Origin of the sequence: Rickettsia tillamookensis (assembly GCF_016743795.2) — a bacterium.
Lineage (GTDB): Bacteria > Pseudomonadota > Alphaproteobacteria > Rickettsiales > Rickettsiaceae > Rickettsia > Rickettsia tillamookensis.
The window spans coordinates 931,420-956,956 of the sequence record NZ_CP060138.2 but is presented as its reverse complement, the minus strand read 5'-3'; the positions used below and the strand labels follow the sequence as shown (position 1 = coordinate 956,956).

Below are 25,537 nucleotides of genomic sequence, written 5' to 3'. Positions count from 1 at the left end.
ATGGCAAGAATTACAGCAGAAGATTGTAATAAAATTATACCGGATAGGTTTCGGCTTGTTGTACTAGCAACAAGATATGCTAAATTATTAAATTATAAAGTAGAAACTAATCAAATCAAAAAAGAAAAGCGTGATAAACCTCCTGTTATCTCATTACGTAGAATTGCTGCCGGAAAAGTATCGGTAGAACAGTTAGAGCATGATCTAATAAATAGTCTACGTACGAAAACTATGGTAGAGCCTCTTGTTAATCAAGATGAATCATCGGAAGATACAGAAGAAAAATTCGAGTATTTAGCTGAAGTTTGTATAAGTGATGATTACTCTGATTTAGATGATCAGATCTTTATTGATGAGACTGGTGAGGATTTTGAAGATAAGTAAATGCTTATCGGTGTTGGTACTGATATAGTACAAATTTCTAGAATCGAAAAAATATTACATTTATATCCGGAACTTTTTGCTAAAAAAATTCTAACTTCAAAGGAGTTAGCACAGTTTAGTTTATTGGACAAAACAGGTCATGCTGTATTTTTAGCAAAGCGTTTTGCTGCTAAAGAAGCTGTAAGTAAAGCCTTTGGAGTCGGTATAGGTCAAGGTATAAATTTAAAAGATATTACTATACTAAATGATAACTTGGGCAAACCTATAGTAGAAGTTAGTTCAAACTATACAAACAAACTCCCTCCGTTCAATATCCATCTTTCACTTTCCGATGATTATCCTGTATGCGTAGCATTTGCCGTGATTGAGGGCGGTTTATAATGTCATTCTTGGTGAGACGATATTTGCTCTATGCGTGAACCCTATGTCTCATTCCTGCGAGACGTTGTTGCGTGGATCTGTAAATGTTCTTTATGTCATTCCTAGCTAAAAGCGGGAATCCAATAAAATCTACAAAAAACTTGTTTTTTTAGGTTTATTTAGTAAATATTAAGACTATTTTTTTAGATTCCTGCTTTCGCAGGAATGACATAAAACGATCCTTGCAACAAAGCCCCGCTTTTTGCGGGGAAGATATAATGTGATTAAAGATATTAAATAAATTATGCTCCGGCTTTGCTGTCTGCTTTAGGTAACATAATTTTTAAATCAGCTTTAGCTTCTAAATCAGAAATATATTTCTTTAGTACTTCTGAAGCTAATATATTATCTATAGTTACTTTTGCTTCTTCTTTTGTTGGAATAGGTACAGGTTTTTTCTCAAGCACTTTGATAATATGCCAACCGAAATCGGTTTTTACAGGAGTTGAAACTTCATTTACTTTTAAAGCAAAAGCTTTCTTTTCAAATTCCGGTACTAACTGTCCAGGTTGATTTAATAGAATGTAACCTATAACTCCGCCGTTTGAAGCTGAAGCTTTATCAAGAGATGATTCTTCTGCAAGCTTAGTGAAATTTCCGCCTTTGCTTAATTTGGTCTTTATATCGTTAGCTTCTTTTTGGGATTTAACTAAAATATGAGCAACTTTTATTTGCTCTTTACCTTTAAGATTACCGACATATTTATTATATTCGTCATCAAACATCTTATCTGTAATATTAGATTTTATATAATTTGCCAGTAATTCTTGTTGAGCTAATTGATTTTTTGCATTTTCAAGTTTTTCTTGAAATTCTTTAGAAGAAGTAATATTTGACTTAGCAACTTCTTCTTTTAACAAAAGATTATTAACATAAATTTTTATTAATTTTTCCTGATCTTGCGGTGGAAAATCATCAAAATTTTTGATTGTTTCACCTGATTGAAGATTAAGCTGAGGCTTGAATTCTTTCATAATTTGCGATTCTTTTACTTCACCGCCTTTATAGGTAGCAACTACTTTGTCTTTATCGGCAAAAGCAATACCGGAAAGCATGCTAACTGATAAAAATATAACAGATAATTTTTTCATTTATGACTCATAATTGTGTTAAACATAAGCTTAAATTTTATAAAAATAATATATAACCGTCAACAGCTATTTGAGAATATTTTATTTATTAATAATAATTTACAAATATTTGTAGTAAAAAAATGCCTTTCAATAAAAAATTATTCATTTAAATAAAATTATAACATTTGATAATTTTATAAAATATACCTATATTTAAGTACTAAAATACTAAAAATATCATAAGGACTTTAATGCTTTCTATTTTAAAAAAACTTTTCGGTACTGCAAATGATCGTACTGTAAAAAAACTATTTTCTGAAATTACAAAAATTAACTCGCTTGAGCCTGCTATACAAAAATTATCAGACGAGGAGTTAAAGAATAAAACTGTAGAGTTTAAAGAAAAGCTTAAAAACGGAGCTATTTTAGACGATATAGTATATGAGGCGTTTGCGGTAGTTAGGGAAGCAGCTAAAAGAGTTTGCGGTATGCGTCATTTTGATGTTCAGCTTATAGGCGGGCTTATATTACACCGAGGCATGATTACCGAAATGCGTACCGGTGAGGGTAAGACCTTAGTTGCAACGCTTCCTGCTTATTTAAATGCTTTAACCGGAAAAGGTGTACATGTTGTAACCGTGAATGATTATTTGGCAAGCCGTGATTCTGCTTCCATGGGTAAAATTTACAATTTTTTAGGTTTATCGGTTGGATGTATTGTTGCCGGTATGCCTGATGAAGCAAAACGAGCCGCCTATAATGCCGATATTACTCATGCAACAAATAATGAACTCGGTTTCGATTATTTAAGAGATAATATGAAGTATAGCTTGCAGGAGCGAGTACTTCGTCCTTTTAATTTTGCTATCATCGATGAGGTTGATTCAATTTTGATAGATGAAGCAAGAACTCCGCTAGTTATCTCAGGTCCGGTTAATGATAATTCAGAATTATACGGTAAAATCGATAAAATTGTACGCCTGCTTAATACAAGTGATTTTGAAAAAGACGAAAAATTAAAGACTATCAATTTAACGGAAACCGGCATTACACATATAGAATCACTTTTAAGTAAAGAAAATATTATAAAACCTGATACCGGTTTATATGATTTTGAAAATTTAACTTTAGTGCATTATGTTAATCAAGCCTTAAGAGCTCATAATATGTTTACTGTTGATGTAGATTATTTGGTCCGCGCGGGTAAAGTAATGATTATCGATGAATTTACCGGTCGTGTAATGGAAGGGCGTAGATATTCGGAAGGGTTACATCAAGCATTAGAAGCAAAAGAAAATGTAAAAATTCAAAATGAGAACCAAACTCTTGCATCAATTACTTTCCAAAACTATTTCCGTAATTATCCTAAACTGTCGGGTATGACCGGTACTGCTATGACCGAAGCACCGGAGCTAAAAGACATATATAATCTCGATGTGGTTGCAGTTCCAACCCATAATAAAGTTACAAGGCTTGACCTTGATGATGAGATTTACGGTAGTAAAAAAGAAAAATATGATGCTATCTTAAAGCTAATTAGGGATTGTTACGATCGTGGTCAGCCTATACTTGTCGGTACGATAAGCATAGAAAAGTCAGAAGAGCTTTCAAGCGTTTTAAATAAAGAAAAAATCCCTCACAAAGTATTAAATGCTAAGTTCCATGAACAGGAAGCTTTTATTATTGCTCAAGCAGGTAGGTTTAAGGCAGTAACGATTGCAACCAATATGGCAGGACGCGGTACCGATATTATGCTTGGCGGTAATCCTGAAATGTTAATAGAACAGCTGGATAAAGAACATAATTATGAAGCTAAAATAGCTGAAATAAAAGCTCAAATTGCCGAAGAAAAGAAGCAGGTTATTGAAGCGGGTGGCTTATTTGTGATAGGTACGGAAAGGCATGAAAGCCGTAGGATAGATAATCAGCTAAGAGGAAGATCGGGTAGACAAGGTGATCCAGGAAAAACTAAGTTTTTCTTATCGCTTGATGATGATTTAATGCGTATTTTTGCATCAGATCGTATATCAGGAGTTCTTAGAACACTTGGATTGAAAGACGGAGAGGCCATACACCATCCGATGATTAGTCGTTCACTTGAGAAAGCTCAGCAAAAAGTTGAAGGACATAACTACGAGATGCGTAAAAATTTATTACGTTTTGATGATGTAATGAATGACCAACGTAAGATAATATACGAGCAACGTACTGAAATTATTAAATCTAAAGATAGTTATGGTTTCTTAAATAGTACTACTGAGGAACTCGCTAAAAAGATAGTATTAACTTTTATGCCGGTAGGCTCTTATAGAGAAGATTGGGATATAGAAAATTTAAGCGTAGAATTACATCGTGTCTTTTCTATAAAATTTGATCATAATTTAGTAAGTAAAAGTGATGTAACGGAAGAAGAAATCACGAAGGTCGTTATACAAATGGCTCATGATATATATAAGTCAAAAGAAGAAGCCTATAGTAGCGAGTTAATGCATAATGCCGTGAAATATATTTTACTAACTACTCTTGATCAAGTTTGGAAAGATCATTTATATAGTTTAGATCATTTAAGACAAGGGATATCGCTTAGAGCTTATGCACAAAAAGACCCTCTTAGCGAGTATAAAAGAGAAGCGTTTAATTTATTCGAGCAGATGCTTAATAATTTAAAAGAATTATTTATTCAAACAGTATATCACTTCCATATTGACTTAAAACATATTCAAAAAGAAGATGTTTCGCTTGAGCATAAAAAACTTCAGAAAAATATGCAGGAAAGTCGAGAAGATCCGGCATTTAGTAAATATAATGCAGGAAGTAGCATTGAGACTGATCTTAAGCCTGTCGTATCACGTATTGACCCTAAAGATAGAAATCCTGATGATCCTACAGGCTGGGGTAGAGTATCTCGTAATGAGCTATGCCCGTGCGGTTCAGGTAAGAAATATAAATATTGTCATGGTGCAAATGAGTAGATGAAAACCTATAATACCCTACGATTTTTACTCTATGTCATTCCAGCGAGGCATTGTTGCGTGGATATCTGAGTCGTCATTGCGAGGAAAAACTGGCTTTGTTGCATGGCTCAAAAAACCCGCTCGGTGTCATACCGTGGCTTGTCCACGGTATCCAGTAAAACAACTAAAAATACTAATAATATTAGTATTTTTAACTAGATCCCGTGAATAAATCACGGGATGACAAAGGCAAAGCCGAGCCATGCAACAACGCTGGAAAAACTGCAAGTTTTGACGAAGCAAGGAAGAAAAAAAATTCTGTAAATCAGAATTTTTTTTATTATTTTTCTGGATTGCCACGCAAGTACTACGACTGCTCGCAATGACGGGGTGGCATCCACGCAGGAATGACATAAAACGTGCCATTAATTCTTAAGAAAACACAATCTTTTTAAAAATTGCAGGGTATTATAATGAAAACCACTTTACCTGAACGTTCTCTAAAAATCCAAGCTAGGCTTAATTTTATAGTGCAGCAAATTTTAGATATTGCTCAGGATAAAATCGCTATGATTATCTTGTATGGTTCGTTTGCTAGAGGCGATTGGGTGCGTGATCTCCCTAACGGTTACCATAGTGATACCGATATTTTGATAATTCTGAAGAAAGGTAAATATAAAGGATATACTGCTTTAAGGTTAGAAGATAATATATATAAAAGGTTAGAGAAAACGGGAGTAATAAAGCCTCAGATTATCCCATATGATTCAGAGATATCCATAATTCTTGAATCAATAGATGAGATAAATAGTCAGCTAGAGAAAGGGCGTTACTTTTACACGGATATAAAAAAAGAAGGCATTCTTTTATATGATAGCAAGGAATTTACCTTAAGCGAAGCTAAAGATTTACCTTGGAGCGAGATGAAAGAAATTGCTAAAGATTATTACGAAGAATGGTTTAAACATGCTAACGAATGTCTTGTTGATGTTCATAATATTTTACTAAGAGATAATTTAAATAAATGTGCTTTTGAGTTACATCAAGCTACGGAAAGTCTTTATAGCACTATTTTATTAGTTTTTTCTAATTATAAACCAAAACTACACGATATAAAGAAATTAGGGAGCAGAGCGGCAAATTATAATAGCGAGTTATTGCAAGTATTTCCTATAGTAACGCCAGAACAAAAAGAATGTTTTAAATTACTTCGCAAAGCTTATGTCGATGCGAGATATGATAAAAACTATAAAATTACTAAAGAACAGCTGCTTTATCTTATTGAGAGAGTAGAAAAATTAAAAGAAATCACCGAAAGAATTTGCTTGAAGCGAATTGGTTGATAATAACTAAGGTTTAGATTATGAAAAAATATAAATTGACAGAGGAAGAACAAGAAATATTAGATTATTTTGAAAAAGGTGAACTTTTAGAGTTATCCAAAGAAGAGCTAAAAAAGCAAAAGGAGATAGCTAAAATCGCAGCTGCTAATTTTTTTAAAAAATCGGAAAGAATTAACATTAGATTGCCGTTACATGATTTGAATCATATAAAAAGAGTGGCAGCACAAGAAGGAATACCTTATCAAACTCTTATTGCTAGTGTTTTACACAAATATGCTTCCGGATATTTAAAATTAGATAAGTTTGGTTAATCGGTAATTTATTTATGTAGAATATGATAAAGGAACTATTAAAGTGTAATTTAACTCTGTTATCAAAAGATATCAAGTCTTATGTAAATCGATATGGTTTTGAAAATGTTTTAAAAGAAGCTATCTCTCTTGATAGAGCAGATGTAATAAAAGGTTTAAATAAATTACGAACAATATCTACTACTGAATTATTTTCAGCATCTTCAAATAATGCAATAAAAGTTGCTAACTGGCTAGTTAAAGCAAAAAAAGCAGATGTTAATATGTGTTGTGATGTTTTTAAGGACACTCCTTTAAATATAGCTGCACGTTATGGACATTATGAAGTGGCAGAATATCTAATAGCAAAAGGAGCTGCAGTAAACGGTTACGAGGAAGCTTTGCTAGGACCGCCTTTATATGAAGCTGTAAGCAGTAAGTACTTGAATGTAGCAAAACTATTACTTGAGAAAGGAGCTGCGGTTGATCAAAGAAAATCCGGAGAAACACCTTTACATGCGGTTGCTAAAAACGTTCGATATACTTCTAAAAATATTACGGATGATGAAATATATAAACTGTTATTATCATATGGTGCTGATATTAATGCAAAAGTAGAATTTAGAGGAGTAGGGTTTAGTATATATGACGGAAAAACGGTATCAGAAATAGCAGAATTTAAAGTAGCATTAGCCGGTGAAAGTGAATAATAACGGAAGAATAATCATTTTCTGAGATATTACTAGACGGTAGTTATTGACAAGTTTAGGAAAAAGTTTTATATTCTTCACAAGTTTAAGAAAAAGTTAATAGTGTATGTCTAAAGCTAAAGCAAAAACCGCTTCCAAAAATAACCCAACTTCTAGGGAACAGGCTAAAGAATATTTTCATAACGGTCAGAAAATCAAACCGGTAAAGCTTATTGCTGCTCAAAATTCTTTTCTAGCTGCTGAATATGAATCTTCTGGAGATTTAGTCGTAGGAAGTAACGGTCAGCCACTGCCTTGGGGATTAGTTAAAAGCTTATCTTAATTACTTATAAATAATATATCTTCTATAAAATCGGGGATGTAGCTCAGGGGTAGAGCATCTGCTTTGCACGCAGAGGGTCAAGGGTTCGATTCCCTTCATCTCCACCATTCATCATTTTTCGGTATTTCTATAAAGGTGTCAAACGGTGGACGCAGCTTAAAGTCAAGCTTTTCAGGTTTTAATATACGGCTTGCCAATACTAAATTCACTAATCGCCTTTTTTCGGCAATTGTCGAACCAGTAAACGCTTAATAAGCGTTAGAAGCCAGTTCCACTAAGGAAATTAGCATATTTGCGAAACTATCGTCAGCTTTATTATGGGCTTCGATTTCCTTAAAGGTATTTTCTCATTTTTGTATTAATTCTAATCGTTTTGCTTCGTGGTCTTCTTTGCTTAATTCACCATCAAGAAATAAGTCCATTAGCCACCGATACGAGTTTCAATTTTAGTGCTTTCAGCGTGAAGCTCTCTTAGCCTCTTCTTATGGTAGTCTTTCTCTGCATTTGCGGAAGTTTTTACATGTGGATTTGATGGATAACTTTTTAAGTTACCCACAATTCCACATAATCTACTTATTTTAATTATTTGCAACAGTACATTCAAATTACAACTTAACTTTCAACTTAACAAAACCTTGATGGCTTTGGTATTTCTTCTGTAAGTGGCAGTTATACTCAAGTGTTACGCTTACATTATTTTTCTCCGTTAAAACGCTAGCACCGATATTGTAACCGATCTTAGGTTGTTTTGGTAACATAACGGTTTCGTTAACTTCTTTGTCTTTCCATTTTACTTTAGTATTAAGTTTTTTACTCTTACTATTAAAGTAATTCTCTACAGAACCTTGTAAGCTAGGCGTAACGCTTATATCGCTAATTACTCTCTGCGGAGCTAAAGCGATACTACCGCCCACAATACCAGCCCACACATGCTGCTTTTTAGAAGCAACACTTAAATGCTGGATACCTACTCCATTCTCTTGATAAGTACCGTCTTTAATATGACCGTATCTTATACCTAGATTTGGCGTTAACGTTATATTATTGCTTGCTTTGTAATTAATAAACTTTCAAAATTATAGCTATCATTCTTATACTTACCGCTTGCAATAGTACCCAAACGGTTAACTTTACTCTTTATGATATTATGGTTGTAAGAAAACATACCTTGAATCGTAAAGTTTTTCGGCAACTCTTTCTGACCGTATAAAGCTACGATATGGCTATCAATATTAGTATGTAATTTACTACCGCTAGATTTAAACTTTGAATCTAATTTAGTATAAGCAATACCGACTAAATCTTTAAAATTATCAAACCCGATATCAAAACCGATAGTACCGCCGGAAGCATGACCTCTATAACCGGTCAATCCTTTTTGCGAACCTTGCTTGTTAACACCGTAAATAGCTGATACCCAAGCACCTTTATCTAAAACTTTTTCGTCTTCATCACCGGCAGCAACCACAGCAATATTCTTCATTCTAGTAAACATCACATCACTATTAATATGTTGAATGTTATGAACAATACTTAAATCATGCACCGCACTTAACATCTCTTTATCTTCTTTTATTGCCGTTTGCATGGTTATAGTTTCAGCAATTTCAGCTTCAGCAGCTTCATTTGCAAGTCTTACATCAGCAAGTCTTTGTCTTTCCGCTGCTGCTTCATTTGCAAGTCTTTGTCTTTCAGCTTCTAGTCTTTGTCTCTCTGCAGCTTCATCAGCTAGCCTTTGTCTTTCTGCTTCTTCAGCTTCACGTGCCAGTCTTGCTCTATCTGCTTCTTCAGCTGCTAGTCTTTCTGCTTCTAATCTTGCTGCTTCTTCATCTGCTAGTCTTTCTGCTTCTGCCGCTGCTGCTTCATCTGCAAGTCCTACTCTTTCCGCTTCTGCTTCTTCTTTTTCCTTTAATTTTTCTTTAAGTACACGAATTCTTTCTTCTTCTTGTTCTTTTTTCAGTGCTTCTAGCTCTGCCCTTGATTTTTCTAGTTCTTCTTTCAGCCTTTTTCTTTCTTCTTTCGTGCCATTATTTGTTTTGTTTTCTATTATTTTTAATTCGAGATCTTTTATTTTTTTTATTTTCAGTGGTATTTCTGCATTTATCGGTGGTGGTGGCGGTGCTCCGAGTTTTACTATTAATTCTCTGAGTTCTCTCGTACGTTGCACTTGCTCTTCTGCACTTTTTTTTGCTTTTACCTCATTTTCTTGTTTTTTTCTTTCCTTATTTTCTTTCTTTTCTTCCTTTTGAATATATTCTTCAATAATGTTCTAATTTTTTCTTATCTAATGTACCGAGTTCATATGAAAGTGTATAAGAAATATCAGGTTTAATCGAGGCTTTTTGTATTTCTTGCTGAATATAATTATGCTGTAATTCGTTTGTACCGCCTACAATATGGATATGAAATTTATGCGTCTGTTGTAAATTATATAACTCTGCTAGTTTTTCAGGTTCTACTATGCACATAGCATTCCAGCATTTATCAAATGTTTCAAGATTTGTAATAGGTTTACCGCCTGTTTCTTCAATTAATTCATTCATTTCTATACGAAATTCTTCGGTAGTGATTTTACCGGTTTTATACTGGTCTATTACCCCGCCGTCTTTTTCTTCATTTATAGCTATAGTTCCAGCATTTTGTGGTTCTATAGAAGAGTGTTGGCTAAATTGAGTTATAGTTGCTATTCTATCCGTTTTAATTACTTGAGAATATTTAAAAACATGAGCTTTTTTCATAATAATTACCTATAAATTGTTGTACTTAAATATTAAAATTGTTAAATAAAAAAATCAAAAGATAATGTATAAATTGTATATAATTCAACTTCTTTTACTATATAATACTAAGAAATCATATTTAGGTTAACAAATGAGTTTAAAATCTGCCTGGCTCTCGATACGCCTCTTGGTTCAATGCTGGCAGTTAGTGATGAAGAAAGGCTTTATTTGCTCGATTTTGCTGAAAGTAAAGGGTTAGAGCATAAAATTAAAAGACTTAAAGCTAAAACAAAATCAGCTATTACTGAAGCTCGCACTAAACCGATGCTATCAATTGAAGAGGAGTTAAAATTGTACTTTAATGGTACTTTGCAAAAATTTAATACTCCTATATATCTTTTAGGAAGCGAATTTCAAAAATTAGTATGGCAAGAGCTAATGAATGTACCTTACGGTGAAACAAGAAGTTACTTTACTCAAGCTAAATTAATAGGTAGAGAGAGAGCATATAGAGCCGTTGCAAATGCTAACGGAGCAAATAAATTTGCTATAATTATTCCATGTCATCGCATCATCAATAATAATGGCGAGCTTGGCGGCTACGGCTCAGGGCTAGATCGTAAAAAATGGCTTATTGAACATGAGAGACAAGATTAAAAAATCAATGCCTGAATTTCGGTTACAGAGGTTTTAAGAAGTTCGTATAATATAATTATAAATTTATATTATAGGATAAATTAAATATGTTTAATGAGCTTCAAATTAATGAGATTCAAAGGCAAGAATATTATCAGGCATTAATTAATAAAGATGACAGATATGAAAATATCTTTTTTGTAGCGGTTAAAACCACAGGAGTATTTTGTAGACCGACTTGCCCTGCACGAAAGCCTAAATTTGAAAATTGTGAATTTTATAAAACTGCTAAAGAAGCTTTACATGCTTCATATAGACCTTGTCAGCGTTGTAAGCCTCTTTCTCATCCTTATGAAGCTTCAGATTTAGTTCGTACTCTTGTTGACGCTGTTGAGCTTGAGCCTGCTAAGAGGTGGAAAGATAGTGATTTTGATGAGCTATCAGTAGATGCTTCTACAGCACGTTGCCAATTCAAAAAACGTTTTGGGATAACGTTTGTAGAATATGCAAGAGCAAGGCGTATGGGTATTGCGATGAAGCAAATTCGCATGGGTGAATCGGTAATTAATACACAAATTGATATGGGTTATGAGTCAAGTAGCGGTTTTCGAGATGCTTTCTCTAAAATAATGGGCGGACCGCCGACAAAATTTAACCGGCATTTAAATATTTTAAAAGCGGCTTGGTTAGATACTACACTTGGGGCTATGATTGCAATTAGTGATGAAAAGCTACTTTACTTATTAGAATTTGTTGATAGAAGAGGTTTAGAGTTGGAAATTGAAAGGCTAAGAATTAAGACGAAATCTGCTATTATTCCTGGAAGTACTAAACCGATTTTAATGATTGAAGAGGAGCTTAAATTGTACTTTAACGGTACTTTGCAAAAATTTAATACTCCTATATATCTTTTAGGAAGCGAATTTCAAAAATTAGTATGGCAAGAATTAATTAATATACCTTACGGCAAAACACGAAGTTATTTAAATCAGGCTAAAGCTTTGGGCAAACCTACTTCTTATAGAGCTGTTGCAAATGCTAACGGTATGAATCAGTTAGCAATAATTGTTCCTTGCCATCGTGTTATTAATAGCAATGGCGAACTTGGAGGATATGGCGGAGGATTACATCGTAAAAAATGGCTTATTGAACATGAAAGAAAATTTACAACAAATTAGAAATATTTTACTTGAGAATTCTACTATTTCTTTAGAACGTAGGACGATGTTCTTTAAAACTAATGAAGGAGAGTATGGCGAGCATGATAAATTTATTGGTGTTACTGTGCCGACTTTACGTAAAATAGCTAAAAGTTATTATAATTTAGATGTGGGGGATTTAAGCAGACTTATTACTTCAGAATTTAATGAAGAAAGATTTTTAGCGTTAGCTATTTTGATTATGCAATATCAGAAAGCACAAGATAAAGAGTTTTTTTATAATTTTTATTTAAACAATATAAAATACGTAAATAATTGGAATTTAGTGGACGCATCAGCTCATCACGTTGTAGGAGCTTATTTATTGGATAAAGAAAAGGATTATCTTTTTACATTAACAAAATCGGAAATTCTTTGGGAAAGACGAATAGCTATGGTTGCTACTTGGTATTTTATCAAAAATAATCAATTAGATACAACTTTTGAAATAGCAAAATTACTCTTAAACGATAAACATGATTTAATGCATAAAGCAATAGGTTGGATGCTACGTGAAGCAGGAAAAAAAGATGAAAAACAGTTAATAGATTTTTTGGATCGTTATATATCACAAATGCCAAGAACCGCAGTTCGTTATGCAATAGAAAAATTTCCTGAAGAGGTGCGTAAGAATATTTTGCAAAAAAAATAACTTATGCTAGTATGCTCGTTTAATTTGAAAAATTGGCTACGTTATCTTTTGCTGATAATCCTCACGTACTAGTATGTACGCTGCGGTTATCAGCTTCAAGATGCCTTGCTCTTTTCCAAATTAAACTTCGTCTACCAACTCTTCATTTATTAGATGTATATTCAATTTTAATTTAGCAAAGGTATTATTATGTTAAAAACTTTATTAGTCGGTTTTATAACTTTAATTTGTGCAGTAAGCTATGCTGATAACCAAACAGCTCAAAATCCTAATTCTACAAATTCTTCTTCTGATCAGCCCAATGATATATTACCTGCAGAGGCAGCCGTTAACTTTGCACAGCCTTGGGCAAGACCTACAACAAATGTGCAAGGTAAAGTTAGCAATTCTGCTATGTATTTTACATTAATAAATAGTAGAAGTAAGAGTTATAATTTAGTGAATATATCTTCAGATAAGATAAGCGGAATAGAAATTCATCAAACAATTAATGATCAAGGAGTTAGTAAAATGGTAAAAGTCGATTATCCATTTTCAATTGCCGGTAATATTAATGTTGATTTTAAGCCCGGTGGCATGCATGTTATGCTTTATGACCCGAAAGTAGATTTAAACGCAGGAGATGAGTTTAAAATAACCTTTTTCTTTGATGACAATACACGAAAAATAGTGGATGTTAAAGTAGCAAATGACAATCCGTATAATAAGGGTGAGAATTAGGAAAAACGTTATTGTGAGCCGGTATTGTTGCATGGACACCAAATCGTCATTGCGAGCGACTGAAAGGAGCGTGGCAATCTCGTCAAATATCCTGAGATTGCTTCGTCAATTGCTATGCAATTTCCTCGCAATGACGGAAAAAACTGGTCCACGCAACAACGCCTTCTCGCAATGACGATAGGCTAAACAATATGACCCAAGAAATTACCGGAAGTGAGTTAATTAAATCTAAACTTATAGATGCTCCTGAACGCTGCGGGGTTTATCGAATGTTTGACGTTAACAAGCAGGTTATCTATGTCGGTAAAGCTAAAAATTTAAAGAAACGCCTTACTAATTACATTAAAAGCGATTTAGATAACAAGACGCTTCGAATGATTGCAAATACTTGTTTTTTAGAGTACAGCATCACTAATTCCGAAGTTGAAGCACTACTTTTAGAAGCACAGCTAATCAAGAAATTTCAGCCGAAATTTAATATTCTTCTTAAGGACGACAAGTCTTTTCCTTTCATTAAGTTACGTTTAGATCATGATTTTCCGCAATTGCTAAAATATCGAGGTAAAACTCTAAATGACGGAAAGTTTTTCGGTCCTTTTGCCTCGCCCACGGAAGTTAATACTACTTTAACGGAATTGCAAAAAATCTTTAAATTACGTTCCTGCACGGATAATTACTTTAATTCACGTACTCGTCCTTGTTTACAATATGAAATAAAACGTTGTTATGCTCCTTGCGTCGGTAAAATAAATAAGGAGGACTATAGGGACTTAGTAGCTCAGGTTAAAGCTTTCTTACAAGGCCGTACTAAAGAACTCCAAGAGAACCTATCTAAAAAGATGGAAGAGCTAAGTAGTCAGATGCGTTTTGAAGAGGCGGCAGAAATTAGAGACCGTATTAAGGCACTTAGTTATGTGCAGCTTAAGGCAGGTGTTTCAGATATTGTTAAAGACGCAGATATAATCGCTATTGTAGAAAAGAACGGACATTATTGTGTAGAAGTGTTTTTATATAGGGCAGGGCAAGCATGTGGTAATATTCCTTATTTTCCTACTTCTACCGAAAATAGTACTAAAGAAGAAGTATTAGAATATTTTTTATTACAATTTTACCAAAAACAACAAGTGCCTGCAGAAATTATAATTAATCATGAAATTAATGATAAAGAGAATGTAATAGAGGCGATTAAGAAAATCAATAATATTACTAAACTCAATATTATGATACCTATTAGCGGCGGTAAAGCCAAGATAGTTCAAAATGCCGCAATAAATGCTTTATTCTCTCTAGAGCAATATTTGAAGAAATTTGCAAAAAATCAAGAGATTATGCTTGAAATCAAAGAGCTATTCGGTCTTTCTGAAATTCCTGAAAGAATTGAGATTTATGATAATAGCCATATTCAAGGTAAGTTTGCAGTCGGCGTTATGGTAGTTGCCGGTAAAGCCGGTTTTGATAAAAAGGAATATCGGGTTTTCTCATTGTCATCTACTGCTGCTACATTGTCATCCCGTGGCCCCTCCACGGGATCCAGTACAGGGGATGACATAAAAGGTGACGATTATGAAATGCTTCGGCAAGTTTTAACACGAAGATTAACTAGACTTAAGAATGAGCCGCATAAATTGCCAAGCTTGATGATTATAGATGGTGGCAAAGGACATTTAAGCGTCGTTAAAGAGGTAATGGATAAATTTGAGATGAATATCCCTTTTGCTTGTATGTCAAAAGGAGTAGATAGAAATGCCGGTCTTGAGCAGTTCCATATGATAGGTAAAGAAGTATTTACTTTGGATAAAAATTTGCCGATTATGAAATATTTACAAATCTTACGAGATGAAGCTCATAATTTCGCCATAAAGAATCATAGACTAGGTAAGTCACGTGCTATAAAGATATCAAGCCTTGACGATATAGAGGGAATAGGTGAAACTCGTAAAAAGGCATTGCTGCACTATTTCGGTTCTTATAAAGCAGTATGTGATGCAACAATAGATGAGCTTACTAAAGTAAACGGTATTAACAAGTCACTTGCCGAGATGATTTTTAGAACATTGCATAAGAGCTGATGAATAATTACTCATAATGTCCCCACATGCTAAGTATTTTTATAATTTTTTTATCCTCTAATATTTCATAAACCAATCTATGTTGTAAGTTAATTCTTATAGAACGTTTACCAACTAAATCACGATAAAGTTTTTTACTATTTAATGGCGTTGAATTTATTGTTAAGGATTTACATAAATTTTCTGCTTTATAAGCTAACTTAGCTGCAGTTAATTTATCTTTGTCAGCTAATGCTTTTTTATTATATATCAGAGTATATTTCATTTTTTCCAAAATTCTTCATGGCTAATACATTCTTCTAACGGTTCTTTACTAGCTTCAAGAATTCTTTTTACTAATCCAGGTACAGAATAAATAGCCAAAGTCTCTTGCAATCCTTCGTAGTCTTGTTCTGATATAATTACCGCATTATTACGTTTTCCCTTTATATAAATAGGTTCATGAGTTTTATTTGTCTCATCAATAAGAGTAAATAATTTAGCCCGTGCTTGCGAACTTGTGTAAATAGCCACAATATTATCTCTAAAAAAGTTGTATACTCAACTGTACCATATTATGTACGTAATAGCAATAATTGTTTTAAATATCAGTTTCACATAGAAAAAACTAACTTTATAACTCATAATTATGGTATAATATGAGTTATAAAATAAATATTTATAGCTCATGATATGGAATTGGCATCATAAGGATTGGCCTAACTTTAAATATAATCAGAAACATATATTAGATTTAGAGAAAAATTTTGTTAAAAATAGTGGTATTCTTTTAGGGGCAGCTAAATATCTTTCAGAAGCAGATCAAAATAACTTAATTGTTATGCTTGCAAGTGATGAAGCATTAAATACTTCTGAAATTGAGGGCGAATATTTAAACAGAGCTAGTGTACAATCTTCTATAAAACGTTATTTTAATATAGCAACGGATAATAGGAAAGCATCGCCTGCAGAAAACGGTATTTCTGAATTGCTTGCTGATATGTATTATTCGTATAAGCAGCCCTTAAGTCATGATTGTTTGTGTCAATGGCACGAAATGCTAACTAATGGAAGAAGAGATTTAGGTGCTATAGGAAAATATCGTACTCACGCAGAGCCTATGCAGATAGTATCAGGTAAACCTTATGACCCTACAGTTCATTTTGAAGCACCGCCGTTCGATATCGTTCCAAAAGAAATGGATAGGTTTATAAAATGGTATAATAATACTAAAGATAATATTCCTCCACTTACTAAGGCTTCTATAGCCCATCTTTATTTTGAGTCTATACATCCGTTTGAAGACGGTAACGGAAGAATAGGAAGAATTATTACTATAAAAATGTTATGTCAAAATATAGGACAACCTATATTAATAGCTTTATCGCATGTAATAAATGAGGAAAAGAAATTATATTATAATGCTTTAGAACGTAATAATAAAAACTTAGAAATTACGGATTGGATATTATATTTTGTTGAAACAATAATTAAAGCTCAAGATTATACCTTGCGTAATATAGAGTTTTTAATAAACAAAACAAAATTTTACGATAAATTTAAGAATGTATTAAATATAAGACAAGAAAAAGTAGTTAAAAGAATCTTTGAAGAAGGAGTAGAAGGTTTTAAAGGTGGTTTAAGTGCTAAGAATTATATAAATATTACTAAAACTTCCAAAGCTACCGCCACAAGAGATCTTCAAGAATTAATAGAAATGCAAGCATTTATTAAAACCGGAGACCTTAAGGGTACGAGATATTATATTAAATTAGAGTTGTCAGAATAAAATTATCATAATTCATTTAAATTAAGAAGCTCTTCGCTTACATCACCTCCTAATGTAGGTTCATAATTTTTATTTTGTTGAGCTGAAATATCTAACTCAAGATGCCGCAGTTTTAATCTATCGTCTATTTCTAAAGCAAGAATATCAGGTATATAACAGAGATTTTTAATAAATTGAGAACATTTAATTCTTTCTAAATGCACTTCTTCTACATTAATAGGCATTACCGTATTAGTTGCCATTTTATCAATAATAGCCTTTAAATCATCATCTTCTATATTATTATCCTCTGGGGTGGTAATATCAATATCGTGCTTAGACATAAAATCCTCATAATTTAATTACTTAACCTTAAGTTAATATATAAGTAGTAAGGTTTCAAGTAAATAGATAATTTGTTTTTATGTAACTTTTCTTTGCAAGAACCTAGAATAATATCGTCCTAGAATAAATACCACAAGGCTCACCATTGTTCCTATAAATACTCCTCTAAGGTTGAAATATTGTAATGATAAAGAATAATATTCCCATATTAAGAAAGTAGCTGCTCCGCCAAGCGATGATAAGACCATTATGGTTTTAGATGTTCTGATACCAAAAAGCGTTGTTATTAATGGTACTAATATTACCGGTCCCCAGAAACCAGTGAAGAACACTACTAAGTCAATTACGTTACTAAATTTTAAGGCTACAATTATTGCAAAACTTCCTATTATAATATTAATAATCCGGGCAATTAATAATAATTTTTGCTGATTTTTAACCTTAAAAATAGGATTGATTATATCTTTAACAATAGCTATAGAAGTAACGTTTAAATCAGAATCAGCAGTAGACATAACGGCAGCTAAGAGTCCGCTCATTACTACCCCTTGAATTAAAGGCGGAATGATTTGATTAATTAAATAAGGTAATACTAAATTTGACGGTTGGTTTGGATAAAGCTTATAAGCAATTAAACCGTTTAAAGTAATGCAAATCAAGAAGAAAAAATATATAGCGGATTTTGCATATATTGCTTTAGTTGTTTGTGTAGGATTTTTATTAATTAAAGCTCTTTGGATAAATGTAGGATATAGATTCATGACGCTAAAGCTTAAAGCTGCTGCGATCGTATAAGAAAGTAGGTTAGTTTGATCAAAATTCGTGCTTGATAAATTACCGATAAAATCTATAAAACCGACTTTATTTAAACTTATAAAAGTTATGGTCGGTATAGCGATTATCATCGCCAAAAATTGTAGTAAATTAGTAAAAACAATAGATTGTAAGCCGCCTATTGTAGTATATATAAGTACTATACTATAACTTAAAATTACTCCATTTAAATAATTTATTTCTAAGATATATTGAAAAATATAGCCGCTTACGCTTATTTGAGCAGCCAAAAACCCCACTGAAACAATGACTGAGCTAACACCGCCTATAAAACGACCGATGTTACCGTAATATGTACTCAGGATATCGCCGATGCTTTCAGCTCCGTAATGTTTGGCAATTAAAGGCACTATATAGATCGCAATTAATATATCTATAGGTATTTCAAGCATCAAAGCATAGGCATAATATTCATGTCCTAAAAAAACCTTTTCCATAATGCCAAAAGTGGTAGCACCTCCGACAGAGCTTGCAAATATGGTAGCTACTAATAATAGCTTACTATTTTTCGCTTTACTTTCGACATTTGCATAGTTCTTAAAACTACTATGTTTAGCTCGGTAATATATACCAATTAGTAGAATAGATATTAGATATATGAATACAATAACATTATCTATAGGTATTTTAAGCATAAATTAGGTTAAGTTTTTAAATGACATTCACTATAGGTTATTATTTTTTAATATACTATAATTAATTTAAACTTCTGATGCAGAACCTAAAATGGTAGTACTATATTTTTCATAAATATCTTTATCAGGATTATATTGATATATATTATCTTGATGCTCCACAAACTTATTTTCTTTTTTACTTAATAGCTCCATTGGTATATAAGTGTTATCATTAGCTTGGTCTAAGGTTTTTTTACTATTTTTACAATATTCTTGTATTTTTAAAATAGCTAATATAGCAAAAATTACACAACAAATTGTTAATACTCCGTCTTTAGTAAACGATAAAAATGTTGAAGTAATTGAAGAATTGTCGGATGGCATGTTTGACTCTTCTTTATCGAACATCATAAATCCGGCAGTATGTATTGTTGGTCCTAAAGCATATGAAGTAAAGTTTCTTAAATTAGTTTCAAAGTTAGCATTAATAATACAATCTTCAGTAGTATTAAAACCTATAAAAGCCGGTATATTTGAATCTTTTATTATATTTCCGATAACATCGTATAGCTCGCCGAAAATAGAAATCGTATTATTTGAGAATATTTCAAAACTATCATTAAATATAAAGCTTATTTTGTGTCCGTCTTTTATTATAGAGTTAATGGTATGTTTAGCTTCTTCCGGACATTTTCTCATTAAAATTCTTGCCCAGTTATAAATTCTATAATTTGTGTTGTCTTCACATTCTTCAAAATCTATAAGGGTATTAGTAGTATTATCTTTCATAAATACATGATAGGGTACGGAAGTAAATAGCTTGTTACCAATATTAAACAAATAAGGTAAAGGAAAGTTAGGTTGATAACTTCCAAGTGATCTAAGTAGCGTTGCTATACATTCAAATTGTGGCATGATTAACCTTTATTTATTTTAAATTATTGTAATTAAGATATGTAAGAAAAAGCTACATAGCGTTTGTTTTATCTATCGCCCCAGTTAATTCAATTTTATAATCTTCGATTTTTTGAACTAAATCTGGAGATAACTGATCAAATTTTGTTTTAAATTTTTCAGGATTTTCAGCAATTTTAGATGTTAATAAATATTGTAACTTAAAGCAGTAATCCGTAGTATTTTCTATTTTTTCTATAGTTTTGTTTTCTATAAATTCTGCTTTAGTTTCTAGAAAATTTTTAAGGTTATATAATTCATTTGAGTGCTGAGGAAAAAGCTTGGATTTTTTGTTTTTAGGTAATATTGACATTTTCCAATTTGTAAATTCTTGTATGTCCTTAGTAGTAACTGAATCGTCTATTATGCTAAAATTATTATCTTTGCATGCTATAGCAAGTTTTAAGAAAGCTTTTAATTTAGGTTGTTTTTTTGATACTAGCTCTATTAAATTTTTATTTGAATTAATACTATTAAAATATGGGGTTATTACACCAAGATCAGAACCATATCGTGCAAGTAATTTAACTATTTCTATATGTTTTTCACTAACGGCTAATTGAATAACCGTCCAATTATACGAATTTTTTAACTCTGTTAAAGCGCCTTTTTGCAGCAGAAGCTCTGTTACTATTATACGATTTTGCTCTGTTATACTATATGCAGTAATTACCTTATGTAGAGCAGTATACCCAAATGTGTCAGGAATATTAGGATTAGCTCCTTTCTCTAGTAAGAATTTAGTTATATCATAAGAATGTATCGCAAAATTTAGAAGAGGGGTACCGTCATATTGAGTATTAGGATTGATATTTTTTTGAGCAAAAGCTTTTTCAAGAAGAAGTTTGAGATTATAAGGATTGCTACTGGGTTTGTGTTGGTTAACTGCATCAAATAAAACATCCACTATAATAGGAGAAGATAAGGCTAAAATATCTTCAATATTAATAATCTTTCTAACATAGCTTTTATAGTACTCGCTTTTAAAGTCCTCAGTGAGATAACCGCTTGCTCCTCCTTTTGTAAATGTTCTGAAACCACTAAACATAAAACCCTCGCTCTTATTATTAAAACTAAATTAATATATTAAGCAATATAAATTTACAAGGTAAATCTAAGCTTTGTTGTGTGGATATTGAAAGACGTCATTGCGAGCGACTGAAAGCATTGTTGCATGACTCGAAAAACTTGCTGGGTGTCATACCGTGGCTTGTCCACGGTATCCAGTAAAACAGCTAAAAATACTAATATTATTAGTATTTTTAACTGGATCCCGTAATAAATCACGGGATGACAACAAAAAACTGAGCCATGTAACAAGACCAATGCTAGTTCGCAATGAAAATAAAGACACAAGTTAATAATTTAACTCCTATCTGTTAAAAACGCTTGACTACGTTATATTCCTATAATATCCTATAAATTACCATAAAATCCCAAATTAACCCAAATTATACCAATGAATGTATTTTTATCTAAGTATGTAAATGGCGTTGATAAAAAGAGTAGGGTGTCAGTGCCGGCGAATTACCGTGCGGTATTAGGGAAAGAATTATTTAACGGTGTGATTGCTTATCCGTCTATTAGGAATAATTGTATAGAGGCGTGCGGTATTTCGCATATTGAGAAATTAAGACAGATGATCGAAACTCTTGATCCTTATTCTGAGGAGCGTGATGCCTTTGAGACTATGATATTCGGGGAAGCCGTGCAGCTTTCGTTTGATGGGGAGGGAAGAGTAATATTACCGCAATCTTTAATGAAGCATGCTGGTATCGAAGAGCAAGCATGTTTTGTAGGTAAAGGAGTGATTTTTGAGATTTGGCAGCCTCAGAATTTTGAGAAATATTTAAATTCTGCTCAAAAAATTGCTCATGAAAAGCGGTTAACTCTAAGGAATGCAAATTGATGCAGCAGCCACATATACCGGTAATGCTAAATGAAATGCTAGCAAATTTAGCTCCAAAAGACGGTGAGTCTTATCTAGATTGTACGTTTGGAGCAGGAGGATATAGCAAAGCAATATTGGAAAGCTGTAACTGTTATGTCACAGCTTTGGATCGTGATCCGAATGTAATTAAAAGAGCTGAAGAAATTAAGCAAAATTACGTTGAGAGATTCGATTTTATAGAAACGAATTTTGCGGATAGTTTTACAAAGCTTAAGGAAAAAAAATTTGATGGAATAGTGCTGGATTTAGGCGTTTCATCAATGCAGTTAGATATAGCAGATAGAGGATTTTCGTTTTTACATGACGGACCACTCGATATGCGAATGAGCAGGCAAGGGTTTAGTGCCGAGGAGTTTGTAAATATTGCAGAGGAAAAAGAGCTAGCCGACGTAATTTACAAATACGGTGATGAGAGCTTTTCACGAAGAATTGCTAAGAGAATTGTGGAATATAGAAAAACGACAAGAATTGATAGTACAGGTAAGTTAGCTGAGATTGTTAGAAGTAGTATAGGATTTAGAAAAGGCAAAATTGATCCTGCAACTAAAACCTTTCAAGCCATTAGGATTTATATAAACGATGAGCTTGGAGAGTTAGAGCGGTTTTTAGCGAATGTAAAAAATATATTAAAGAAAGACGGACGTTTAGTTGTGGTGTCTTTTCACTCTTTAGAAGACAGGATAGTTAAGAATTTCTTTAAAGAAAATTCGGAAAAGCCGGTAGCAAGGTCGAAATATGCTAAAGACGATATAGCAATTGATCCGGATAAATGGCTTAAGATTATTACTAATAAAGCTCTAGCACCGTCAGATAAAGAAGTAGGGATAAATATTAGAGCAAGGTCGGCAAAACTTCGAGCTGCAAAAAGTATACTCGTCTACTGATTGTTTATTTATTACGAGCAAATTAAAAATTGATTATGACTATAAGAAAGTTTCACTATTTAACATTATTGATAACAATTATAGCAATATGTAGTTTGTTTAGCATAAAGGAGCGAGTCTCAACCCTTGATTATCAATTAAGTAGCGTTGTAAAACAGATAAATAGTGAGAATAATAATATTCATATTTTAAAAGCAGAGCAAGCTTATCTACTTTTGCCGGCTAGATTGGAAAAACTTGCGGCAGCTTATTTAAAATTAGAAACAATTAAATCTTATCAAATGATAAAAGATCCATTAGGACCAAATATCGATCAAAATATTAAATTTAATCATAATATTAGTATTTCAAAGAGTAGTAAATGGCGTTACAAAAGAATTACAAATAATAAGTATATACAGACTGTTTCGAGTAGAACGAAGGATACTCGATGAACTTCAAAAATTGGCTACGTCGTTCTACAAGTTCTGTGGTGCTCACGTATTAAGTAACTGCTGCCGCTCCTCGACTTGTGAACTCCTTGCTCTTTTTGAAGTTGATCTTCGTATCGTAGTAGGATTGTTGTATGGCTTTTATAAATGTCATTATAAATAATATATGAAACATATTTTAGAAAAATGGAAACCTGCAATTAAAAGTCTGATAATTTGGAATGTTTGTAGTAAAAATACAAAAATCCGATTATTAATGGTTATTTGTGGCTTTTCTTTTCTTTTTTGTACTTTATCTTACCGATTGATAATCGTTGCTACGAATGTTTACGATAAAAATATTAATTCCTTTAAAAAAAATCATCAATTTAGAAAAGAAATAGTTGATCGAAACGGTAATTTATTAGCAGTTAACCTACCTTCTGCCTCATTATTCGCTAATCCACAAATAGTTCTCGATCCTGAAGCTTCCGTAAAAAAGCTAGCAGAAATTCTACCTGATATTAATAAAGCTAAATTACTTGCGGAACTTAAGTCAAATAAAAGCTTTATATGGGTAAAAAGGGATTTATTACCTAGCCAGCAGGAAAAAATAACTAGCCTTGGGTTACTTGGTTTTGAATTTGAAGAAGAGCAGAAACGAATTTATACCTTTTCTAATTTATTGTCGCATGTTGTCGGTTATGTAGGTAGAGACTCGGTAGGGCTTAGTGGTTTAGAACTAGCTTACGATAAATATTTAACTAATTCCGATTATGAATTAAACGAACCAAAGAATCGGAAAGAACCGCTTCAATTATCTATTGATATCAGATTACAAAGTATTTTAAGTGAAGAGATTGATAAAACTTTAAAGCAATTTAAGGCCATAGGAGCAGTAGGCATTATTGCCGATCCAAATAATGGTGAGATTTTAGCATTAGTAAATAAGCCTGATTTCGATCCTCATCATCCGAGTTTAGCCAAACCGGAAGAGCTGTTTAATATAGCAAGTCTCGGCATTTACGAAATGGGTTCGGTGTTTAAGGCATTAACTATGGCAGTTGGTTTTGATACCGGTGCAATAAATATGAATGATGCTTATGATATAAGCTATATGAAAGTAGGAGGATTCCAGCTTAAGGATTATACACCAAGGCAAGGGTGGCATAGTGTGCCTGAGATTTTTCTATATTCTTCAAATATCGGCACAAGTCAAATTATGCTTGAAATCGGTAAAAGCAATTTTAAAAAATACCTAAAGAAATTAGGTCTATTAGATCAGTTACAAATAGAATTACCTGAACGAGGTACTCCGTTATTTCCTTCCGAGAAAAGATGGAATGAGTTAACTAGTGTTACTATGTCGTACGGCTACGGCATTTCGATTAGTCCTTTGCATTTTGTTAGAGCAATGTTACCGGTCGTTAACGGTGGTACTTTATATGATCTTACTTTATTAAAAAGAAAGGATGAAAAAGTAATAGGTACAAAAGTTTTTAGTGAAAATACCTCTACCCAAATGAAGAAATTATTTAGATCGGTAGTAAAAGAAGGTAACGGTAAAAGAGCAGAGGTCAAAGGCTATCTTATCGGCGGTAAGACCGGTACGGCAGAAAAGCTTTCGCAAGGTGCAGGGGGGAAAAAGAAATATCTAAAAAATAGTAGAGCTTCATCGTTTTTAGGAGTGCTACCTGCATCTAACCCGCAATATGTTATTTTTATTAGATTTGATGAGCCAAAACCAACTAAAGAAAGCTTTGGCTTTGCAACGGCAAGCTGGACGGCTGCCCCTACTGCCGGTAGAGTTTTTGAGCGTATGATATCTTTATATGGTTTAGAGCCGATAGAGCAAAATGAAGAAGAGAGCTAAAATATATACTCGATGAACTTCAAAAATTGGCTACGTCATCCTACAAGTACTGCGGTGCTCACGTATTAAGTATACGCTCCGCTCCTCGTCTTGTGGATTCCTTGCTCTTTTTGAAGTTGATCTTCGTCTATACTCTTCATTTACTTGAAGTATACTCGTCTATCCGCTTGGAGTGTATAAGCTAAAAAAGAGGTTTTTATGTCAAAAAATAAAAATACAGCGAATAAGCCTAATAGCACTACCATTATCAAGCGTCTTCATGCTTTTAATCCTAAGTTAACAAGAAATAAAATTATATCAAAACAACTGCTTTTTTTCGTCACAAGTTCTGATGAACAAGACGAGTTGGAACTTAGCGGCGATGATAAAAGACCTAACCCTAGTTGCTGTGAGTTATTGTAGAGTCTACTTAGATAGAACTTCAAAAATT

The 25,537-nt window shown here is 32.7% G+C and carries 26 protein-coding genes, 1 tRNA gene and 3 pseudogenes; 20 read left to right on the top strand and 10 right to left on the bottom strand.

The genetic code is table 11. From position 1 onward, the window contains the following. Complete coding sequence (gene rpoZ / locus H6P87_RS04685) at positions 1–384, top strand: DNA-directed RNA polymerase subunit omega (RefSeq protein WP_202068682.1); 384 nt, start codon at positions 1–3, stop codon at positions 382–384. Continuing rightward, the gene (acpS, locus tag H6P87_RS04680; protein WP_202068680.1) at positions 385–765 is read left to right on the top strand and encodes a holo-ACP synthase; all 381 of its coding nucleotides are present in this window, start codon (positions 385–387) and stop codon (positions 763–765) included. A 281-nt stretch (positions 766–1,046) separates the two neighbouring features. On the opposite strand, the gene H6P87_RS04675 is transcribed toward acpS, so the two are convergent. Then, positions 1,047–1,895, bottom strand: a complete 849-nt coding sequence (locus H6P87_RS04675; RefSeq protein ID WP_202068672.1) for a foldase protein PrsA — start codon at positions 1,893–1,895, stop codon at positions 1,047–1,049. Positions 1,896–2,128: 233 nt separating this feature from the next. Between H6P87_RS04675 and secA the strand changes: the two genes are divergently transcribed. The 6 genes from secA (at position 2,129) to H6P87_RS04645 (ending at position 7,603) form a co-directional block, all read left to right on the top strand. Further along, positions 2,129–4,849 (top strand): preprotein translocase subunit SecA, encoded by a 2,721-nt coding sequence (gene secA, locus H6P87_RS04670; RefSeq protein ID WP_202068670.1) that lies wholly within the window; start codon positions 2,129–2,131, stop codon positions 4,847–4,849. Positions 4,850–5,304: 455 nt separating this feature from the next. Continuing rightward, positions 5,305–6,174, top strand: coding sequence for a HEPN domain-containing protein (locus tag H6P87_RS04665; protein ID WP_202068658.1), 870 nt, complete (start codon positions 5,305–5,307; stop codon positions 6,172–6,174). 20 nt (positions 6,175–6,194) lie between these two features. Next, positions 6,195–6,485 (top strand): CopG family antitoxin, encoded by a 291-nt coding sequence (locus H6P87_RS04660; protein ID WP_202068652.1) that lies wholly within the window; start codon positions 6,195–6,197, stop codon positions 6,483–6,485. Positions 6,486–6,508: 23 nt separating this feature from the next. Further along, positions 6,509–7,174 (top strand): ankyrin repeat domain-containing protein, encoded by a 666-nt coding sequence (locus tag H6P87_RS04655; protein WP_246437764.1) that lies wholly within the window; start codon positions 6,509–6,511, stop codon positions 7,172–7,174. A 106-nt stretch (positions 7,175–7,280) separates the two neighbouring features. Beyond that, complete coding sequence (locus H6P87_RS04650) at positions 7,281–7,496, top strand: hypothetical protein (protein ID WP_014412567.1); 216 nt, start codon at positions 7,281–7,283, stop codon at positions 7,494–7,496. Positions 7,497–7,528: 32 nt separating this feature from the next. Continuing rightward, positions 7,529–7,603: transfer RNA gene (locus H6P87_RS04645), tRNA-Ala, on the top strand. Between the two features lie 498 nt (positions 7,604–8,101). On the opposite strand, the pseudogene H6P87_RS04640 reads toward H6P87_RS04645, so the two are convergent. From H6P87_RS04640 to H6P87_RS04630, 3 genes and pseudogenes are all read right to left on the bottom strand, one after another. After that, positions 8,102–8,494 (bottom strand): annotated as a pseudogene (locus tag H6P87_RS04640) (autotransporter outer membrane beta-barrel domain-containing protein); the annotation flags it as partial. Positions 8,495–8,532: 38 nt separating this feature from the next. Further along, entirely contained in the window at positions 8,533–9,663 is a 1,131-nt protein-coding gene (locus tag H6P87_RS04635) for an autotransporter outer membrane beta-barrel domain-containing protein (protein ID WP_265738127.1), read from the bottom strand. Positions 9,664–9,754: 91 nt separating this feature from the next. Beyond that, a complete protein-coding gene (locus H6P87_RS04630) occupies positions 9,755–10,234 on the bottom strand; it encodes a hypothetical protein (RefSeq protein ID WP_246437762.1) in 480 nt (159 codons plus the stop codon). Positions 10,235–10,367: 133 nt separating this feature from the next. Between H6P87_RS04630 and H6P87_RS04625 the strand changes: the two are divergent. The 6 genes and pseudogenes from H6P87_RS04625 (at position 10,368) to uvrC (ending at position 15,492) form a co-directional block, all read left to right on the top strand. Beyond that, positions 10,368–10,873, top strand: a pseudogene (locus H6P87_RS04625) (methylated-DNA--[protein]-cysteine S-methyltransferase). Between the two features lie 86 nt (positions 10,874–10,959). After that, positions 10,960–11,451, top strand: a pseudogene (locus H6P87_RS04620) (bifunctional transcriptional activator/DNA repair enzyme AdaA); the annotation flags it as partial. A 30-nt stretch (positions 11,452–11,481) separates the two neighbouring features. Continuing rightward, on the top strand, positions 11,482–12,030 hold the full coding sequence (locus tag H6P87_RS04615; RefSeq protein WP_246438118.1) for a methylated-DNA--[protein]-cysteine S-methyltransferase: 549 nt from the start codon (positions 11,482–11,484) through the stop codon (positions 12,028–12,030). Continuing rightward, complete coding sequence (locus H6P87_RS04610) at positions 12,005–12,703, top strand: DNA alkylation repair protein (RefSeq protein WP_246437760.1); 699 nt, start codon at positions 12,005–12,007, stop codon at positions 12,701–12,703. The genes H6P87_RS04615 and H6P87_RS04610 overlap by 26 nt, the downstream gene beginning before the upstream one ends. A gap of 189 nt (positions 12,704–12,892) precedes the next feature. Beyond that, the gene (locus H6P87_RS04605) at positions 12,893–13,423 is read left to right on the top strand and encodes a copper chaperone PCu(A)C (protein WP_202068646.1); all 531 of its coding nucleotides are present in this window, start codon (positions 12,893–12,895) and stop codon (positions 13,421–13,423) included. A gap of 191 nt (positions 13,424–13,614) precedes the next feature. After that, a complete protein-coding gene (uvrC, locus tag H6P87_RS04600; RefSeq protein WP_202068644.1) occupies positions 13,615–15,492 on the top strand; it encodes an excinuclease ABC subunit UvrC in 1,878 nt (625 codons plus the stop codon). A 7-nt stretch (positions 15,493–15,499) separates the two neighbouring features. On the opposite strand, the gene H6P87_RS04595 is transcribed toward uvrC, so the two are convergent. After that, complete coding sequence (locus H6P87_RS04595) at positions 15,500–15,757, bottom strand: type II toxin-antitoxin system RelE/ParE family toxin (RefSeq protein ID WP_202068642.1); 258 nt, start codon at positions 15,755–15,757, stop codon at positions 15,500–15,502. Then, positions 15,754–16,005, bottom strand: coding sequence for a type II toxin-antitoxin system Phd/YefM family antitoxin (locus H6P87_RS04590; RefSeq protein WP_202068634.1), 252 nt, complete (start codon positions 16,003–16,005; stop codon positions 15,754–15,756). The genes H6P87_RS04595 and H6P87_RS04590 overlap by 4 nt, the downstream gene beginning before the upstream one ends. 154 nt (positions 16,006–16,159) lie before the next feature. Here H6P87_RS04590 and H6P87_RS04585 point away from each other — a divergent pair, with 154 nt between their 5' ends. Next, positions 16,160–17,260 (top strand): Fic family protein, encoded by a 1,101-nt coding sequence (locus H6P87_RS04585; RefSeq protein WP_202068632.1) that lies wholly within the window; start codon positions 16,160–16,162, stop codon positions 17,258–17,260. A gap of 5 nt (positions 17,261–17,265) precedes the next feature. On the opposite strand, the gene H6P87_RS04580 is transcribed toward H6P87_RS04585, so the two are convergent. The 4 genes from H6P87_RS04580 to H6P87_RS04565 form a co-directional block, all read right to left on the bottom strand. Further along, positions 17,266–17,583 carry a hypothetical protein gene (locus tag H6P87_RS04580; protein WP_202068631.1) on the bottom strand — a complete coding sequence of 106 codons (318 nt, stop codon included), beginning with the start codon at positions 17,581–17,583 and terminating at the stop codon, positions 17,266–17,268. A gap of 78 nt (positions 17,584–17,661) precedes the next feature. Next, a complete protein-coding gene (locus H6P87_RS04575; RefSeq protein ID WP_202068629.1) occupies positions 17,662–19,053 on the bottom strand; it encodes a sodium:solute symporter family protein in 1,392 nt (463 codons plus the stop codon). A 66-nt stretch (positions 19,054–19,119) separates the two neighbouring features. Continuing rightward, positions 19,120–19,950: a hypothetical protein gene (locus tag H6P87_RS04570; RefSeq protein ID WP_202068627.1), complete on the bottom strand. Its 831-nt coding sequence runs from the start codon at positions 19,948–19,950 to the stop codon at positions 19,120–19,122. A gap of 52 nt (positions 19,951–20,002) precedes the next feature. Beyond that, positions 20,003–21,037 carry an ankyrin repeat domain-containing protein gene (locus H6P87_RS04565; protein WP_202068625.1) on the bottom strand — a complete coding sequence of 345 codons (1,035 nt, stop codon included), beginning with the start codon at positions 21,035–21,037 and terminating at the stop codon, positions 20,003–20,005. A gap of 411 nt (positions 21,038–21,448) precedes the next feature. Between H6P87_RS04565 and mraZ the strand changes: the two genes are divergently transcribed. The 5 genes from mraZ (at position 21,449) to H6P87_RS04540 (ending at position 25,509) form a co-directional block, all read left to right on the top strand. Then, entirely contained in the window at positions 21,449–21,898 is a 450-nt protein-coding gene (gene mraZ / locus H6P87_RS04560) for a division/cell wall cluster transcriptional repressor MraZ (RefSeq protein WP_040255907.1), read from the top strand. Then, complete coding sequence (gene rsmH, locus H6P87_RS04555) at positions 21,898–22,824, top strand: 16S rRNA (cytosine(1402)-N(4))-methyltransferase RsmH (RefSeq protein ID WP_202068623.1); 927 nt, start codon at positions 21,898–21,900, stop codon at positions 22,822–22,824. Before mraZ ends, rsmH begins: the two co-directional genes overlap by 1 nt. Positions 22,825–22,859: 35 nt before the next feature. Continuing rightward, positions 22,860–23,258, top strand: coding sequence for a cell division protein FtsL (gene ftsL / locus H6P87_RS04550; RefSeq protein WP_202068618.1), 399 nt, complete (start codon positions 22,860–22,862; stop codon positions 23,256–23,258). 163 nt (positions 23,259–23,421) lie between these two features. After that, positions 23,422–25,107, top strand: a complete 1,686-nt coding sequence (locus H6P87_RS04545; RefSeq protein WP_202068616.1) for a peptidoglycan D,D-transpeptidase FtsI family protein — start codon at positions 23,422–23,424, stop codon at positions 25,105–25,107. Positions 25,108–25,305: 198 nt separating this feature from the next. Further along, positions 25,306–25,509 (top strand): hypothetical protein, encoded by a 204-nt coding sequence (locus H6P87_RS04540; protein ID WP_202068614.1) that lies wholly within the window; start codon positions 25,306–25,308, stop codon positions 25,507–25,509. Positions 25,510–25,537 lie beyond the last annotated feature (28 nt).